This is a genomic window from Streptomyces sp. NPDC060027 (assembly GCF_042737005.1).
Lineage (GTDB): Bacteria > Actinomycetota > Actinomycetes > Streptomycetales > Streptomycetaceae > Streptomyces.
This window is the reverse complement of the sequence record NZ_JBHWVI010000206.1, coordinates 1-16,187: the sequence shown is the minus strand read 5'-3', so window position 1 is coordinate 16,187 and position 16,187 is coordinate 1. Positions and strand designations below refer to the sequence as shown.

10 protein-coding genes are annotated in these 16,187 nt (G+C 70.9%); 2 read left to right on the top strand and 8 right to left on the bottom strand.

The features are described from left to right. Positions 1–34 precede the first annotated feature (34 nt). From serA to ACFWBT_RS34380, 6 genes are all read right to left on the bottom strand, one after another. Positions 35–1,624, bottom strand: coding sequence for a phosphoglycerate dehydrogenase (serA, locus tag ACFWBT_RS34405; protein WP_266763069.1), 1,590 nt, complete (start codon positions 1,622–1,624; stop codon positions 35–37). A 309-nt stretch (positions 1,625–1,933) separates the two neighbouring features. Next, positions 1,934–2,935, bottom strand: a complete 1,002-nt coding sequence (gene ilvC, locus ACFWBT_RS34400; RefSeq protein ID WP_266763067.1) for a ketol-acid reductoisomerase — start codon at positions 2,933–2,935, stop codon at positions 1,934–1,936. A gap of 136 nt (positions 2,936–3,071) precedes the next feature. After that, positions 3,072–3,599, bottom strand: coding sequence for an acetolactate synthase small subunit (gene ilvN, locus ACFWBT_RS34395; RefSeq protein ID WP_037622651.1), 528 nt, complete (start codon positions 3,597–3,599; stop codon positions 3,072–3,074). Positions 3,600–3,619: 20 nt separating this feature from the next. After that, the gene (locus ACFWBT_RS34390) at positions 3,620–5,476 is read right to left on the bottom strand and encodes an acetolactate synthase large subunit (RefSeq protein ID WP_266763063.1); all 1,857 of its coding nucleotides are present in this window, start codon (positions 5,474–5,476) and stop codon (positions 3,620–3,622) included. A gap of 227 nt (positions 5,477–5,703) precedes the next feature. Continuing rightward, entirely contained in the window at positions 5,704–8,793 is a 3,090-nt protein-coding gene (locus ACFWBT_RS34385; protein WP_385706892.1) for an EAL domain-containing protein, read from the bottom strand. 390 nt (positions 8,794–9,183) lie between these two features. Beyond that, positions 9,184–10,125, bottom strand: a complete 942-nt coding sequence (locus ACFWBT_RS34380; RefSeq protein ID WP_385706891.1) for a 2-hydroxyacid dehydrogenase — start codon at positions 10,123–10,125, stop codon at positions 9,184–9,186. 76 nt (positions 10,126–10,201) lie between these two features. Between ACFWBT_RS34380 and ACFWBT_RS34375 the strand changes: the two genes are divergently transcribed. Both ACFWBT_RS34375 and ACFWBT_RS34370 read left to right on the top strand, forming a co-directional pair. Next, positions 10,202–11,209, top strand: coding sequence for an aldo/keto reductase (locus ACFWBT_RS34375; RefSeq protein ID WP_385706890.1), 1,008 nt, complete (start codon positions 10,202–10,204; stop codon positions 11,207–11,209). A gap of 117 nt (positions 11,210–11,326) precedes the next feature. After that, positions 11,327–12,499: a PQQ-dependent sugar dehydrogenase gene (locus ACFWBT_RS34370; RefSeq protein ID WP_385706889.1), complete on the top strand. Its 1,173-nt coding sequence runs from the start codon at positions 11,327–11,329 to the stop codon at positions 12,497–12,499. 16 nt (positions 12,500–12,515) lie between these two features. On the opposite strand, the gene ACFWBT_RS34365 is transcribed toward ACFWBT_RS34370, so the two are convergent. Both ACFWBT_RS34365 and ACFWBT_RS34360 read right to left on the bottom strand, forming a co-directional pair. Beyond that, entirely contained in the window at positions 12,516–12,929 is a 414-nt protein-coding gene (locus ACFWBT_RS34365; RefSeq protein WP_385706893.1) for a DUF6191 domain-containing protein, read from the bottom strand. 48 nt (positions 12,930–12,977) lie between these two features. Then, positions 12,978–16,031, bottom strand: coding sequence for an AAA family ATPase (locus ACFWBT_RS34360; protein ID WP_385706888.1), 3,054 nt, complete (start codon positions 16,029–16,031; stop codon positions 12,978–12,980). Between the last annotated feature and the right edge of the window lie 156 nt (positions 16,032–16,187).

Sequence of the window (16,187 nt, the reverse complement as noted above, 5' to 3'; positions counted from 1 at the left end):
GGTGCTCACATGACGGAAGCGTCGCGGGAGAACCTCAGACGAGGTTCACCGACCGCGCCGACGTCGCGCCGATCTCCTCGGAGAGCTCGGTGAGGACGCTCTGCGGGACCGTGTCGTCGACGGTGAGGACCGCGAGGGCCTCGCCACCGACGGCCGCGCGGGCGACCTGCATGCCGGCGATGTTGATGCCGGACTCGCCGAGGATGCGGCCGACGGTGCCGACCACGCCGGGACGGTCCTCGTAGCTCAGCACGACCATGTGGTCGGCGAGCGCGAGGTCCACGTCGTACTCGCCGACGGCGACGATCTTCTGCAGGTGCTTCGGGCCGGCGAGCGTGCCGGAGACCGCAATCTCCTGGCCGTCGCTGAGCGTGCCGCGCACGGTGACCACGTTGCGGTGGTCGGGGGACTCCGAGCTCGTGGTCAGTCGGACCTCGACGCCGCGCTCCTGCGCGAACAGCGGGGCGTTGACGTACGACACGGTCTCGTCGACTACGTCCTCGAACACGCCCTTGAGCGCGGAGAGTTCGAGCACCTTGACGTCGTGCTGGGTGATCTCGCCGTACACCTCGACGTCGAGGCGGGCCGCGACCTCGCCCGCGAGGGCGGTGAAGATGCGGCCGAGCTTCTCGGCGAGCGGGAGACCGGGCTTGACGTCCTCGGCGATGACGCCGCCCTGGACGTTGACCGCGTCGGGGACGAGCTCACCGGCGAGGGCGAGGCGCACCGAGCGGGCGACGGAGATGCCCGCCTTCTCCTGCGCCTCGTCCGTGGAGGCGCCGAGGTGCGGGGTGCAGACGACCTCGTCGAGCTCGAAGAGCGGGGAGTCCGTGCAGGGCTCCTTCGCGTACACGTCGAGGCCGGCGCCGGCGACGCGGCCCTCCTTGAGCGCCGCGTACAGCGCCTCCTCGTCGACGATCCCGCCGCGCGCGGCGTTCACGATGCGCACCGTCGGCTTGACCTTGTGCAGCGCCTCGTGACCGATGAGACCGAGGGTCTCGGGGGTCTTCGGCAGGTGCACGGTGATGAAGTCCGAGACCTCGAGCAGCTCGTCGAGGGTGAGGATCTTGACGCCCATCTGCGCGGCCCGCGCGGGCTGGATGTACGGGTCGTAGGCGACGACCTTCATGCCGAACGCGGACATGCGCTGGGCGACGAGCGCGCCGATGCGACCGAGGCCGACGACACCGAGGGTCTTCTCGGCGAGCTCGACACCGGTGTACTTGCTGCGCTTCCACTCGCCGTTCTTCAGGGCCGTGTTGGCCTGCGGGATGTGGCGCGCGGTGGCGAGGAGGAGACCGCAGGCCAGCTCGGCCGCGGTCACGATGTTGGAGGTGGGGGCGTTGACGACCATGACGCCGGCCTTGGTGGCGGCGGAGACGTCGACGTTGTCCAGGCCGACGCCGGCTCGTGCGACGACCTTCAGCTTCTTGGCGGCGGCGACGGCCTCGGCGTCGACCTTGGTGGCCGAGCGGATCAGAATCGCGTCGACGTCGGCGATGGCGGGCAGCAGCTCGGCGCGGTCGGCGCCGTTCGCGTGCCGGATCTCGAAGTCCGGGCCCAGGGCGTCTACGGTCGCGGGCGACAGCTCTTCAGCGATGAGTACGACAGGTTTCGAGCTCACGTGAGTCCTCACAAGTCCAATGCGGACGGCCGTCCCGACGGCCGCAGGCGGTGGAGGGTTTGTAGCGGCCCCGGGGCGTGCCTGCACTTCTTGGGGGTCGCTTGAGCCGCGTGGAAGACGCACGACGCTGTGGGCCTGACGCGTTGTTGATGTGCAGCAGTGTAGTGGCGCCGCCGAGGTCGTCCTGCGCCTCCGCGGAAGGATCACCCGTCCGTGGCTGGACGGGATGTCCAACACCGTGTCCACGGGCGTTACCCGCGGTTCGACGAAGGGGCCGGAGCATGCCGCCCCGGCCCCTCGTCGTAGGGCTTACGCCTCGTCGTCGTTCACCCACGACATGAGCTTGCGCAGCTCCTTGCCGGTGGTCTCCAGGAGGTGGTTCTCGTCCTGGGTCTTGTACTCGTTGTACTTCTTCAGGCCCGAGTGGTACTCGTCCATCCAGTTACGGGCGAACGTGCCGTCCTGGATCTCGGCGAGGACCTGCTTCATCTCGGCCTTGGTGGCGTCCGTGATGATGCGCGGGCCGGTGATGTAGTCGCCCCACTCGGCGGTCTCGGAGACGGACCAGCGCATCTTCTCCAGGCCGCCCTCGTACATGAGGTCGACGATGAGCTTCAGCTCGTGCAGGCACTCGAAGTACGCGATCTCCGGCTGGTAGCCGGCCTCGGTCAGCGTCTCGAAACCGGCCTTGACCAGGGCGGCGGTGCCACCGCAGAGGACGGCCTGCTCACCGAACAGGTCGGTCTCGGTCTCCTCGGTGAAGGTCGTCTTGATGACGCCGGCGCGGGTGCCGCCGATGGCCTTGGCGTACGAGAGGGTGAGCGCGAAGGCGTTGCCGGTCGCGTCCTGCTCGACGGCCGCGATGCAGGGAACGCCGCGACCCTCCTCGTACTGGCGGCGCACGAGGTGGCCCGGGCCCTTGGGGGCGACCATGCAGACGTCGATGCCGGCCGGGGGCTTGATGAAGCCGTAGCGGATGTTCAGGCCGTGGCCGAAGAACAGCGCGTCGCCGTCGTTGAGGTTGTCCTTGATGGACTCCTCGTAGACCTGGGACTGGATGGGGTCCGGCACGAGGATCATGATGACGTCGGCCTCGGCCGCGGCCTCCGACGGCGTCACCACGCGCAGGCCCTGCTCCTCGGCCTTCGCCTTGGACTTGGAGCCCTCGTGCAGACCGACGCGGACGTCGACACCCGAGTCGCGCAGCGACAGCGCGTGGGCGTGGCCCTGGCTGCCGTAGCCGATGACCGCGACCTTGCGGCCCTGGATGATGGACAGGTCGGCGTCGTCGTCGTAGAACAGCTCGGCCACTGGGGTTCTCCTTGTTTTCCGGTATTTCCGGTGTTGCGTCCCACCGTACGGCGGGCGGGGGAAGGGAAGTCTTCGGGTCTCGGTATACGGGCGGACGGTGCTCGCCAGCCCGCCCGTGTACCGGCGCTTTCCTGACTTAGGCCGACCGGTCCAGTGCGCGCAGCGACCGGTCCGTGATCGAACGCGCCCCGCGTCCGATCGCGATCGTGCCGGACTGGACGAGCTCCTTGATGCCGAACGGCTCCAGCATCTTGAGCATGGCCTCCAGCTTGTCGGCGCCACCGGTGGCCTCGATGGTGACGGCCTCCGGGGAGACGTCGACCGTCTTGGCGCGGAAGAGCTGGACGATCTCGACGATCTGGGAGCGCGTCTCGTTGTCGGCGCGCACCTTCACCAGAACGAGTTCCCGCTGAACGGCGGAACCGGGTTCCAGCTCGACGATCTTCAGGACGTTGACGAGTTTGTTGAGCTGCTTGGTGACCTGTTCGAGCGGCAGTTCCTCGATCACGTTCACCACGATGGTGATGCGCGAGATCTCGGGGTGCTCGGTGACACCGACGGCGAGGGAGTCGATGTTGAAGCCGCGCCGGGAGAACAGGGCGGTGATCCGGGCGAGGACACCGGGCTTGTTCTCGACGAGGACGGAGAGGGTGTGCTTGCTCATGGGTCTGACTCGGCTCTCTCTCAGTCGTCTTCGTTGTCGCCGAAGTCGGGGCGGACGTCCCGGGCGAACATGACCTCGTCGTTGGAGGTGCCGGCGGCGACCATCGGCCACACCATCGCGTCCTCGTGGACGATGAAGTCGACCACGACCGGACGGTCGTTGATCGAGTTCGCCTCCTCGATCACCTTGTCGAGGTCGTCCGGGGACTCGCAGCGGATGGCGTAGCAGCCCATGGCCTCCGACAGCTTGACGAAGTCGGGGACGCGGGTGCCGGCGCTCGGCTGCTTGCCGTCGGCGTCCGGGCCGCTGTGCAGCACGGTGTTGGAGTAGCGCTGGTTGTAGAAGAGGGTCTGCCACTGGCGGACCATCCCGAGGGCGCCGTTGTTGATGATGGCGACCTTGATCGGGATGTTGTTCAGGGCGCAGGTGGTGAGTTCCTGGTTGGTCATCTGGAAGCAGCCGTCGCCGTCGACCGCCCAGACCGTACGGTCCGGCTGCCCCGCCTTGGCGCCCATCGCGGCCGGGACCGCGTAGCCCATCGTTCCGGCGCCGCCGGAGTTCAGCCAGGTCGAGGGCTGCTCGTACTGGATGTAGTGCGCGGCCCACATCTGGTGCTGGCCGACGCCCGCCGCGAAGATCGTGCCCTCCGGGGCGAGCTGCCCGATGCGCTCGATGACCTGCTGCGGCGACAGCGAGCCGTTGTCGGGCTGCTCGTAGCCGAGCGGGTACGTCTCGCGCCAGCGGTTGAGGTCGTTCCACCAGGCGGTGTAGTCGCCGGTGTTGCCCTCGCTGTGCTCCTTCTGCACCGCCTGCACCAGGTCGGCGATGACCTCGCGGGCGTCTCCGACGATCGGCACGTCGGCGGCGCGGTTCTTGCCGATCTCGGCCGGGTCGATGTCGGCGTGGACGATCTTGGCGAACGGGGCGAAGCTGTCCAGCTTGCCGGTGACGCGGTCGTCGAATCGGGCTCCGAGGGCGACGATCAGGTCGGCCTTCTGCAGCGCGGTGACGGCGGTGACCGAACCGTGCATGCCCGGCATTCCCACGTGCAGCGGGTGGCTGTCGGGGAACGCGCCGAGCGCCATCAGCGTGGTGGTGACGGGCGCTCCGGTGAGTTCCGCGAGGACCTTCAGCTCGGCGGTGGCGCTCGCCTTGAGGACGCCGCCGCCGACGTACAGCACGGGCCGCTTGGCCTGGGTGAGCAGCTTGGCGGCCTCGCGGATCTGCTTGGCGTGCGGCTTGGTCACCGGGCGGTAGCCGGGCAGGTCCTGGGTGGGCGGCCACTGGAAGGTGGTCCGCGCCTGGAGGGCGTCCTTGGCGATGTCGACGAGGACCGGGCCGGGACGGCCGGTGGAGGCGATGTGGAAGGCCTCCGCGATCGTCCGCGGGATGTCCTCGGCCTTGGTCACCAGGAAGTTGTGCTTGGTGATCGGCATCGTGATGCCGACGATGTCCGCCTCCTGGAAGGCGTCCGTGCCGATCGCCTTGGACGCGACCTGCCCGGTGATCGCCACGAGCGGCACCGAGTCCATGTGCGCGTCGGCGATCGGCGTGACCAGGTTGGTCGCGCCGGGGCCGCTGGTCGCCATGCAGACGCCGACCTTGCCGGTGGCCTGGGCGTAGCCAGTGGCCGCGTGGCCGGCGCCCTGCTCGTGCCGCACGAGCACGTGCCGCACGCGGCGGGAGTCCATCAGCGGGTCGTACGCCGGAAGGATCGCACCGCCGGGGATACCGAATACCGTCTCGGCCCCGACCTCCTCGAGCGAGCGGATGAGGGACTGCGCACCCGTGACGTGCTCGGGGGCGGACTGGTGTCCTCCGGAACGGGGCCGCGGCTGCGGATGGTGGGCCCCGGTGGCCTGCTCGGTCATCGGCATTCTCTTCTCGATGCTGAGGGTTTTTGCGACTTTTGTGCGATGTACGACTGGTGCCTGTGCAACAAAAAACCCCTCGTGCCGTGAGGCAAGCGAGGGGAGCGCGCCGGGTGCGGTCGCTGGGTGTTCCGGACCTTTCCGGTGACCACCTAGCTTCAGCCGACGCGCTTTCCAAGTACGAGAATTCGGGTGCGCATGGCATTGACCCTCTCCCCGGCACGCACCGACTGTCAAGTGGGTGGGACGGGAGTCTCATTATGTGAGCGGAGGGCTGTTCCACCCCCCAGAACAACGGGCACACCACTCGTATACACCCCCGCGCCGCCGCTGCCCGCGAACACGGGCTCGGCCGGGCCGTTGGGCACCGGATATTGTCCGGAAGAGAGCGCTCTGCGCAGCCGGTACTCGTCCAGCGGTCCGGAGAACGCCATGCCCTGCCCGTGGGTGCATCCCATCGCGCGCAGGGCGACGACCTGTTCCGGAAGGTCCACCCCGTCGGCCACGGACTGCAGCCCCAGATCGGTGGCGATCCGCAGCAGCCCGCTGGTGATCTTGTGCAGCCGGGCGGACTCGACGACTCCCTCGACAAGGCTCCTGTCGAGCCGCAGTACGTCGACGGGGAGCCGCCGGAGCGCCGTGATCGCCGCGTAGCCGCTGCCGAAGCCGTCCAGGGCGATCCGCACACCCAGGCGCCTGAGCGCGTTCAGCCGGCGCTCCAGCTCATCCAGGGGGACGCGGGGGTCGGTGTCGGACAGCTCGATGATCAGACCGCCCGAGGCGAGCCCGTGCCGGGTGAGCAGGGACTCCACGGAGCCCAGCGGCATCGAGCGGTCCAGCAGGCGCCGGGCCGTCATCCGGACCGCCACCGGCACGGCGACGCCCGCGGCGGTGCGCTCGGCGGCCTGCTCGACGGCCTCGTCGAGCATCCAGCGGCCCAGTTCGGCGGTCCTGTCGCTGTCCTCGGCGACGCGCAGGAACTCGGCGGGCGTGAAGAGCACTCCCTGGGAGGAACGCCAGCGCGCCTGCGCGGTGACCGAGGCGATCCGGCCATTCTCCAGCGACACCACGGGCTGGTGCAGCAGGGCGAACTCGCCGTCCTGGAGCGCGGAGCGCAGCCGGGTCGCCAGTTCCGCCTTGCGGACCACGTCCTGCTGCATCTGGGGTGCGTACAGCTCGACTCGGCCCTTTCCGGCCGCCTTGGCGCGGTACATGGCGAGGTCGGCATTGCGCAGCAACTCCCCCGCGCCCAGGCCGGGTTCGGCGAAGCCGACGCCGATGGACGCGGCGACCCGGACATCGTTGCCGTCGATGCAGTACGGCTGGGAGAGCCTGATCCGCAGACGGTCGGCCAGCTCCAGTATCTGCTGCTCACGGGCGGTACGGTCGCGGCCGCCGTCGCCGACGATGAGGGCCGCGAACTCGTCCCCGCCCAGCCGAGCGGCGGTGTCGCCGTGCCGCACCGAGTCCTGGAGTCTGCGGGCGGCCTGGACGAGCAGTTCGTCGCCGGCCTGGTGCCCGATCGTGTCGTTGACGGCCTTGAAGCCGTCGAGGTCGATGAAGAGGACGGCGGTGCCCCGGTCGGACGAGCGGCGCCCGGACAGGGCCAGCTGGACGCGCCGGGTGAACAGCGCGCGGTTGGGCAGGTCGGTGAGCGGGTCGTGTTCGGCGTTGTGCTGCAACTGCGCCTGGAGCCGCACACGTTCGGTCACGTCACGGCTGTTGAAGATGAGGCCGCCGTGGTGCCGGTTGACGGTGGACTCCACGTTGAGCCAGCCGCCGTCGCCGGACCGGAAGCGGCACTCGATGCGGGTGGTGGGCTCCTCGGCGTGACTGGCCGCGAGGAACCGCCGCACTTCGTGGACCACGCAGCCGAGGTCCTCGGGGTGGATGAGGGAGGCGAGCTCGGAGCCGACGAGTTCCTCGGCGTCGCGGCCGTAGACCCCGGCGGCGGCCGGGCTGACGTACCTCAGGATGCCGTTCGGGGCGGCGATCATGATGACATCGCTGGAGCCCTGCACCAGGGAGCGGAAGTGGTTCTCCTTCTGGGCCAGCTCCTGGGTGAGGGTGATGTTGTCGAGCAGCATGATGCCCTGGCGCACCACGAGGGCGAGCACGACGAGGCCGGCGGTGACGAGCACCACGCGGTCCACATTGTGTCCGTTCAGGATGTTGTAGAGGATCCCCAACGTGCAGACGGCGGCGGCCAGATAGGGCGTCAGCGCGGCCAGTGAACCGCTGATGGGACGCGTCGCCGGGTGTCGGCGCTGCCCCGGACCCTGGGGGTTCGCGCGCGGGTGCCCGCTCGGCTGTCGCTCGTACGGATGCTCCTCCGGCCCGTGCTCCCCCTGACGTTCGCGGGACCCGGGGCCCTGCGGCCCCCCTGGTGATGCGTGGGACGCCCGAGGCTCCTGGGGTTCGTGCGGCGCATGGCTCCCTGGGGGGCCGTGCCGGTCCTGCTGGCGCTGTCCGAGGATGTGCACGCGCGCGTGCCCGTCCGGGCCGTGCTCGTCGGTGTCCGGGTGCCCGTGCCGGGTGACGACCCAGGGGGCGTACGCGAGAAGCAGCGAGCCGACGAACCAGCCCGCGTCGAGGAGCTGACCGGAGCGGTAGTTGTTGTGCAGGAGAGGCGAGGTGAACAGGGCGTCGCACATGACGGTCAGGGCGAGCGCCCCGATCGCGGTGTTCACCGCCGACCTGTTCACCGACGAACGGCGGAAGTGCAGCGCGAGCACCATGCTGACCAGCGCGATGTCCAGCAGCGGGTACGCCAGTGACAGCGCGGTGTGCGCGACGCTCGGCCCGTCGAACTTCGCGGCCTGGGCGAGCGCCAGGCTCCAGGACAGGGTGAGCAGCGAGCCGCCGATCAGCCAGGCGTCCAGCGCGAGGCACACCCAACCCGCCTTGGTGACGGGCCTCTTGGCGAGAACCAGCAGTCCCACGATGGCGGGCGGCGCGAAGCAGAGGAAGAACAGATCGGCGTAACTCGGGCTGGGGACAGGGCGGTCGAGGACGACCTCGTACCACCCCCAGACCAGATTCCCGAGCGAGGCCATCACCGAGGAGAGCGCGAAGAGCAGCCACGCGGGTCGAAAACGGCTGCGGCGATGACGGGCGTAGAGAAAGCAGGAAACCGCCGCGGTGCCCGCCGCGACGCTCAGTCCGAAGTCGCCCATGACCAAGGCGAGACTCGCGGAGCCCCAGCCGAGCGCGGAACCGACGGCGTATCCCGCGCACACCAGGGCCAGCACCAGTTGCGAGAACAGGCCCGTCCCGCCGTCGAAGACCGGCCGACGGGCCAGCAGCGCCCCTGGGGAGCTCACCGGGCCCACCCGGTCCGCACCCCGGGGTCCCGCTGATCCCGGTGCGCCGGGTGCGCATGCCTCCGGCGGCCTCCGTGCCTGCGGTGGTGATGGCCGCCGTGGCCGCGTCCGTGCGTGGTCGCGCGCCAGGGTCGTCGGCGGCGGCCCCGCCGCGTCGGATCGTTGGTCCATAGGCCGTGCATCGCCCGTCGCCCCCCTCGCAGTCTCAATGTCCGTCCCCGGCGCCGAACGGTGCGCGGCGCAGCCCCTGTCGGGACGATACACCAGTCTCGTCACTCAGGGACATAGTTCCTCTACGCTCCGTGACGACCAGGGACTATGCCGGTACTGCCCGCATTCGGAGAACTGCGGAGGGTGCCCGAAGCGGACGGTGAGCGAGCGGGACGTTGCTCAAGTGCCGGTGGTAAGGACCACGTTCCGCAGCGGCTCCCGGTTCACGAAGAGAGTCAGCTGGTCCGCCAGCAGCCGCTTGGCGCGCGGCCAGAACGCCGAGGTGGGGCCGCCGACATGGGGGCTGATGAGCACGCCGGGCGCGTGCCACAACGGGTGCCCCTGGGGCAGCGGTTCGGGGTCGGTGACGTCGAGGGCCGCGGTGATGCGCCCGCTCTCCAGCTCGGCGAGGAGCGCCTTGGTGTCGACGACGGGGCCGCGGGCCACGTTCACGAGGAGCGCGCCGTCCTTCATCCGGGACAGGAAGTCGGCGTTCACCAGGCCACGGGTGCTCTCCGTGAGCGGCGTGGACAGCACGACGATGTCGAATTCGGGGAGCAGGGAAGGCAGTTCCGTGAGGGGGCGCACGGGACCGCGCTCCGTGGCGCGAGCGGAGCGCGCGACGCGCTCCACCCGCGCGAGCTCGAACGGCGCGAGCCGGTCCTCGATGGCGGACCCGATCGACCCGTAGCCCACGATGAGGACCGACTTGTCGGCCAGCGAGGGACGGAAGCCTGAGCGCCACTCCTCCTTGTCCTGGCCCCGCACGAAGTCGGGGATCCCGCGCAGCGAGGCGAGGACCAGGGCGAGGGTGAGCTCGCCCGTGCTCGCCTCGTGCACCCCGCGTGCGTTGCACAACACCACGCCGGAACGAAGGGACTTGAGACTCGGCAGGACGTGGTCGACGCCGGCGGAGAGCGTCTGCACGACCCGGACCGAGGTCATTTCGGACATCGGACGCTGCGAGACGGCGGGCGGCTTCATGTACGGCACGACGTAGAACGCGCAGTCGGCCGGATCCGCGGGAAACTCCTGGTCGCCGTCCCAGAAGCGGTAGTTGAGGCCTTCGGGGAGTCCCTGGATCTCGGCGGCGTGAAAGGGAAGCCACACATCGGAAGTCATGGTCAGGAGGCTATGCCAGGTGCCCATGCCCGCAGAGGTTAGGTTGGGGTGCCAGCAGAAGGAGGATTACGGCCAGGTGGAGCGCAGAACGATCGGGGCCGCGGCACTCGATGTCGGGGCGGTCGGGCTCGGATGCATGCCGATGAGCTGGGCTTACACCGGGTCGCGGCAGCGCGGCGAGGAGTCGCTGCGCGCGGTGCACGCGGCGCTCGACCGGGGCTCGACGCTGCTCGACACGGCAGACATGTACGGCCCCTTCACCAATGAACTGCTCCTCGGGCGGGTGCTCAAGGAGCGGCGCTCCGAGGCCTTCGTGTCGACCAAGGTCGGCCTGCTGGTGGGCGACCAGCACATTGTGGCCAACGGCCGCCCCGGCTATGTGAAGCGCGCGTGCGACGCGTCGTTGCGCCGGCTCCAGACGGACGTGATCGATCTCTATCAGCTGCACCGCGCGGACCCGGAGGTACCGGTCGAGGAGACCTGGGGCGCGATGGCCGAACTCGTCTCGGCCGGAAAGGTGCGCTCGCTCGGGCTGTCCGCGGTGGGCGCCCGGTCCGCCCGCCGCTCGGGGGCGCGGCTGCACGACGAAACGATCCGGCAGCTGGAGCGGGTGCAGCAGGTGTTCCCGGTGAGCGCCGTGCAGGCCGAGCTGTCGGTGTGGTCGACGGAGGCGCTGGACGCGCTGCTGCCGTGGTGTGCGGCGCGCGGCGTCGGGTTCCTCGCCGCGATGCCGCTCGGCAACGGCTTCCTGACCGGCACGCTGACCCCCGGCGAGGGCTTCGAGCCCGACGACGTGCGGGCCCGCCATCCCCGTTTCACCGCCGAGATGATGGCCGCGAACCAGCCCGTCGTCGTGGGTCTGCGGCGCATCGCCCGGCGTCACGGGGGCGACGGCCGTCCCGTCACGCCCGCTCAGGTGGCGCTCGCGTGGGTCCTGGCGCAGGGGCGGCACGTGGTCCCGGTGCCGGGGACCAAGCGGGAGCGCTGGGTCACCGAGAACGCGGGGGCGGCCGGGCTGCGGCTGACGGCGGAGGACCTCGCGGAGGTGGCGGGGCTGCCGGGGGCGCTGGGATCCTGGGACTGAGCGGAGGTTCCGTGTCTCCGCTTCCGGATCCGGGTGCGGATTGCCCGTCCGTGATCGGGAACCCGTGGAACGCGAGCGGTGTATGAACGGTAGGACCGCCGCGTCGAAGGGACACTGATGGTGCAGGTTCGAGCAGTGACAGCCGTGTTGGCCACGGCAGCGCTTCTGATGACGGCAGGCTGTTCCTCCGGCGACGGAGGGGGTTCGGACGGCCCGGGCGCGCTCCCGGCCCTCGGGAGTACGCCGCCGCAGTCGTCGTCCTCCCCGAGCGCCTCCCCCGAGGCGACACCGCCCGCGAAGGGCTCGGTGAAGGTCCTGCGCACCGTCACCGACGATCTGGACTCCCCCTGGGGCCTCACCCCGCTGGCCGAGGGCGGTCTGCTGGTCTCCTCGCGCGACAAGGGGACGATCACCCGGATCGACGAGAAGACCGGCAAGAAGACGGTGCTGGGCGAGGTCCCCGGGGTGGCCGCCGCCGGCGAGGGCGGCCTCCTGGGCATCGCGCTCTCCCCCGAGTACGCCTCCGACCACATGATCTACGCCTATCTGACCACGGCCTCCGACAATCGCATCGTCCGCATGCTGTACGACGAGCGGAAGCCGTCCGGCGAGCAGCTGGGCGCACCGGACACGATATTCAAGGGCATCCCCAAGGGAATGATCCACAACGGCGGCCGGATCGCGTTCGGCCCGGACAAGATGCTGTACGCGGGGGCGGGCGAGACGGGTGACCGGGGTCAGGCCCAGGACAAGAAGGCGCTCGGCGGCAAGATCCTGCGGATGACGCCGGAGGGTGAGCCCGCGCCGGGCAATCCGTTCGGCGACTCGGTCGTGTACTCGTACGGGCATCGCAATGTCCAGGGCCTCGCCTGGGACGACAAACAGCGGCTGTGGGCCTCCGAGTTCGGCCAGGACACCTGGGACGAGCTGAACCAGATCAAGCCTGGCGACAACTACGGCTGGCCGGTGGTGGAAGGCATCGGCGACAACGCCAAGTACCACGACCCGGTCGCCCAGTGGCACACCGACGACGCCTCTCCGAGCGGGATCGCCTACGCCGAGGGGTCCCTGTGGATGGCGGGTCTCAAGGGCGAGCGCCTGTGGCGCATCCCGTTGAACGGCACCAAGACGTCCACGGACCCCGAGGCCTTCCTGGAGGGCAAGTACGGCCGCCTCCGCACGGTCGTCTCCGCGGGCGGCGACAGACTCTGGCTGACCACGAGCGAGACCGACGGCCGCGGCAGCCCCACGAAGGACGACGACCTGCTTCTGGAGATACAGGTGAAGTAAGGGAGAGGGAGCAGGGCTACGGGGCCTGCGTGGGCTCCGGGCCCTGCGTGGGCGCCCGGCTCTGCGTGGGCCCGGCGTCCGGTTCCGGCTCGGGCTCGGGCTCCGGTTCCGGCTCGGGCTCCGGCTCCGGCTCCGGCTCCGGCGGGGTATCCGATGCAGGCTCGGTTTCGGGCTCGGGATCGAGGTGGGATTCCGGTTCGGGCTCGGGATCGAGGTGGGATTCCGGTTCGGGCTCCGGCTCCGGCTCCGGCTCCGGTTGATGGGCAGGCCGGTGCTCCTGGCCCGGTGCCCGTACGACGACCTTGCCCGAGGCGAGGTCTATCGGGCCGCGGCCCGGGTCGCCGTCGTTCACGTCCACGCGGGACAGTTCCAGCCGCTTGCGTTCGTCGTTCGTGTGCTTGCGGCCTGGCGCGAAGAGCTCCTCGAACATGTTGAACACGACGCCTCCCTTCGTCCCGGGACCCTCGCAGCGTAGACCTCAGCCCGCCGCCCGGGCGGCGGGGGTCTCCGGCGGGAAGAGCCGCAGCCTGTGCGCCAGGGCCGCCGCCTCCCCCCGTCCTGAGACGTCCAGCTTGGCCAGAATGTTCGAGACGTGGACGCTGGCCGTCTTCGGGGAGATGAAGAGCTCCTCGGCGATCTGGCGGTTGCTGCGGCCGACGGCGACGAGGCGCAGGACGTCGCGCTCGCGGCTGGTGAGACCGAGTGCGACCGCGGGGTCGGCGGTTGCGGCGTCGGACCGTGCGGGGGCGTGCTCCAGGGTGAGGCGGGCGCGCTGGGCGAGCAGGACGACGGCGTCGGCGAGCGGGCGGGCGCCGAGGTGGTCGGCGGCGGCGCGGGCCAGCCGGAGGAGTTCCGTGGCGCGGACGCGCTCGTCGTCGTCCGCGCCGGTGAGGAGCAGGGACTCGGCGAGGCGGAGGCGGACCCGGGCGAGGTCGTAGGGGCGCTCCAGGGGTTCGAGGTCCCTGACCACCTCGAACCACTGGTCCGGCGTGCTCACGCCCTCGGCCCGCTGGAGTTCGGCGCGGACCCAGTCGGCGTGGGCGACCCAGATGGGCGCTCCCGTGGCCAGGGTCTTCGCGGCCGTGCGGATGCGCTCCAGGGTCGGGGCGCGGCCGGGTCCGGCGACGGGCAGACCGCGGGCGTCGGCCTCCGCGGTGGCGGCGGCCAGGAGCAGCGGCCAGGCGTAGCGCTGGGTGCCGGGCGGGAAGCCCGCGTCCAGGGCCTGCTCCAGGGCGCCCCGGGCGTCGAGGAGGCGGCCCTCGTCGGCGGCGAGGCCGATGGTGGTGCCCAGCAGCGGCAGGGAATGCTGGGGCATCGGGTCGTGGGTGCCGAAGTGGCCGCGTGCGGCGGCCAGTTGGCGTCCCGCCTCGATGAGGTCGCCGCGGGCGAGGGCGACGGGCGCGAGGCGGGCCGCGCCCACCCCGGAGGACTTGCCGCTGAGTCCGATGCCCAGCGCGTTGCGCGCGGCTTCGACGGCGTCGTCCCACTGACCGAGCGCGAACAGCGATTCGGAGAGGTTGCCCCAGACCCAGGCCTGGGTGTCCAGAAGGCCGTTCCTGCAGGCGAGTTCGACACCGTCGCGCAGGATCGCGACGGCCTCGCGGGAGCGGCCGACCGACTCCAGATGGGAGGGCAGGTTGATGTGCAGACGACCCACGACGTAGGCGGCGCCCTTCCGGTTCGCCCGTTCCCTGACCTGGTACATCTCCGCGAGCCCCGCCTCGACGTCCCCCGCGTCGACCATCAGGCCGCCGAGGGTGAGCCGGGCGTTCAGCTCCGTGTCCCGGGCGCCCACCATGCGTGCGTACTCCACGGCGCGCTCGGCCGCGGAGAGGGCGCCGTGGCCCGGTTCGTGCAGCATGCACCAGGCGGCGACCATGGACAGGACCTCGGCGTGCACCTCGGAGGGCGGCAGACCGCGCACCAGGTCCTGTGCGGTGGCGAGTTCTTTCCAGCCGTCGCCGCGGACCTGGGCCTGGACGAGCCGGGAGCGCTGGATCCAGAACCACGCGGCGCGCAGCGGGTCGCCCTCGTCCTCCAGGAGATGCAGCGCCCGTTTGGTCGTCTTCAGGGCGCGCTCGCGCTCGCCGCAGAGCCGGCCGGCGACGGCGGCCTCGGCCATCAGGTCGAGGTAGTGCAGGGGCGCGGTCGCGGGGTCGCAGCCGACCGGAGGATAGGCCTCCACGTAGTCGATGGGGCGCAGTTCGGCCCGTACGGCGTCGGGGGCCACCTCCCAGAGCTCCATGGCCCGCTCCAGGAGCCGCAGTTGCTCGGAGTGGGCGTGCCGGCGGCGGGCTTCGACAGAGGCGTCGAGGACGGCGGGCAGGGCCTTGGCGGCGTCGTGGGCGTGGTACCAGTAGCTGGCCAGGCGGGTGACGCGCTCGTCGGCCGGGACGAGTGCCGGGTCGGCCTCCAGGGCCTCGGCGTAGCGGCGGTTGAAGCGGGAGCGCTCACCGGGCAGCAGGTCGTCGCTGACCGCCTCGCGGACCAGGGAGTGGCGGAAGCGGTAGCCGTCACCGCCGGGCGAGGCGAGCAGGATGTTGGCGCCGACGCAGGCCCGCAGTGCCTCGATGAGGTCGTCCTCGGCGAGCTGTGCCACGGCGGCGAGCAGCGGGTACTCGACGGTGCAGCCGCCTTCGGCGACGATCCGGGCGACCCGCTGGGCGCTCTCCGGAAGTCCTTCGACGCGGACGAGGAGCAGGTCGCGCAGGGAGTCGGTGAGTCCCGTGCGGCAGCCTTCGTGGGCGGCGACGGCGAGTTCCTCGACGAAGAAGGCGTTGCCGTCGGAGCGGGCGAAGATCTCGTCGACCTGGGCGGGGTCGGGCTCGCGGGCCAGGATTCCGGCGATCTGGCGGCCGACCTCGGCCCGGCTGAAGCGGCCCAGGTCGATGCGGCGGACCGTGCGGAGGCGGTCGAGTTCGGCGAGCAGCGGGCGCAGCGGGTGGCGGCGGTGGATGTCGTCGGCGCGGTAGGTGGCGATCACGACGAGGCGGCCGGTGCGCAGCGTGCGGAAGAGGTAGGCGAGCAGATGGCGGGTGGAGGCGTCGGCCCAGTGCAGGTCTTCGAGGACGACGACGACCGTGCGGTCCGCGGCGATCCGTTCCAGGAGGCGGGCGGTGAGTTCGAAGAGGCGGGCCATGCCCTCCTCCTCGTACTGCCGTCCCCGGGTCGTCTCCGCGAGTTCGGGCAGCAGGCGGGCGAGTTCCTCCTCCTGTCCGGCGGACGCGGCGGCGAGCTCGTCGGGGAGGGTGCGGCGCAGCGCGCGCAGGGCGGTGGAGAACGGTGCGAAGGGGAGGCCGTCGGCGCCGATCTCTAGGCAGCCGCCGCAGGCGACGACGGCGCCCTCGCGGGCGGCGGCGGTGGCGAACTCCTCCAGGAGACGGGTCTTCCCGACTCCTGCCTCGCCGCCGAGCAGCAGCGCCTGTGGCTCTCCCTCGGCGGCACGGGCGAGCGCGCCGCTCAGCACTCCGAGTTCGTCGGCGCGTCCGACGAACACCGGGCTGACGGACCTGGTTTCCACGGGCCCGAGCATGGCACAGGGGCCCGACGGTGCGGCACCGGTTATTGGGAGGGCGATCAGTGCCCCGCCCTCCCGCCGGCCGGCGGGAAGGAGGCGGCCGACCCCCGTACGGCCGCCTCCCCGCACAGCCTGTGGACGGCCGACAGCCGTGCGGCCGTCCACACGCGC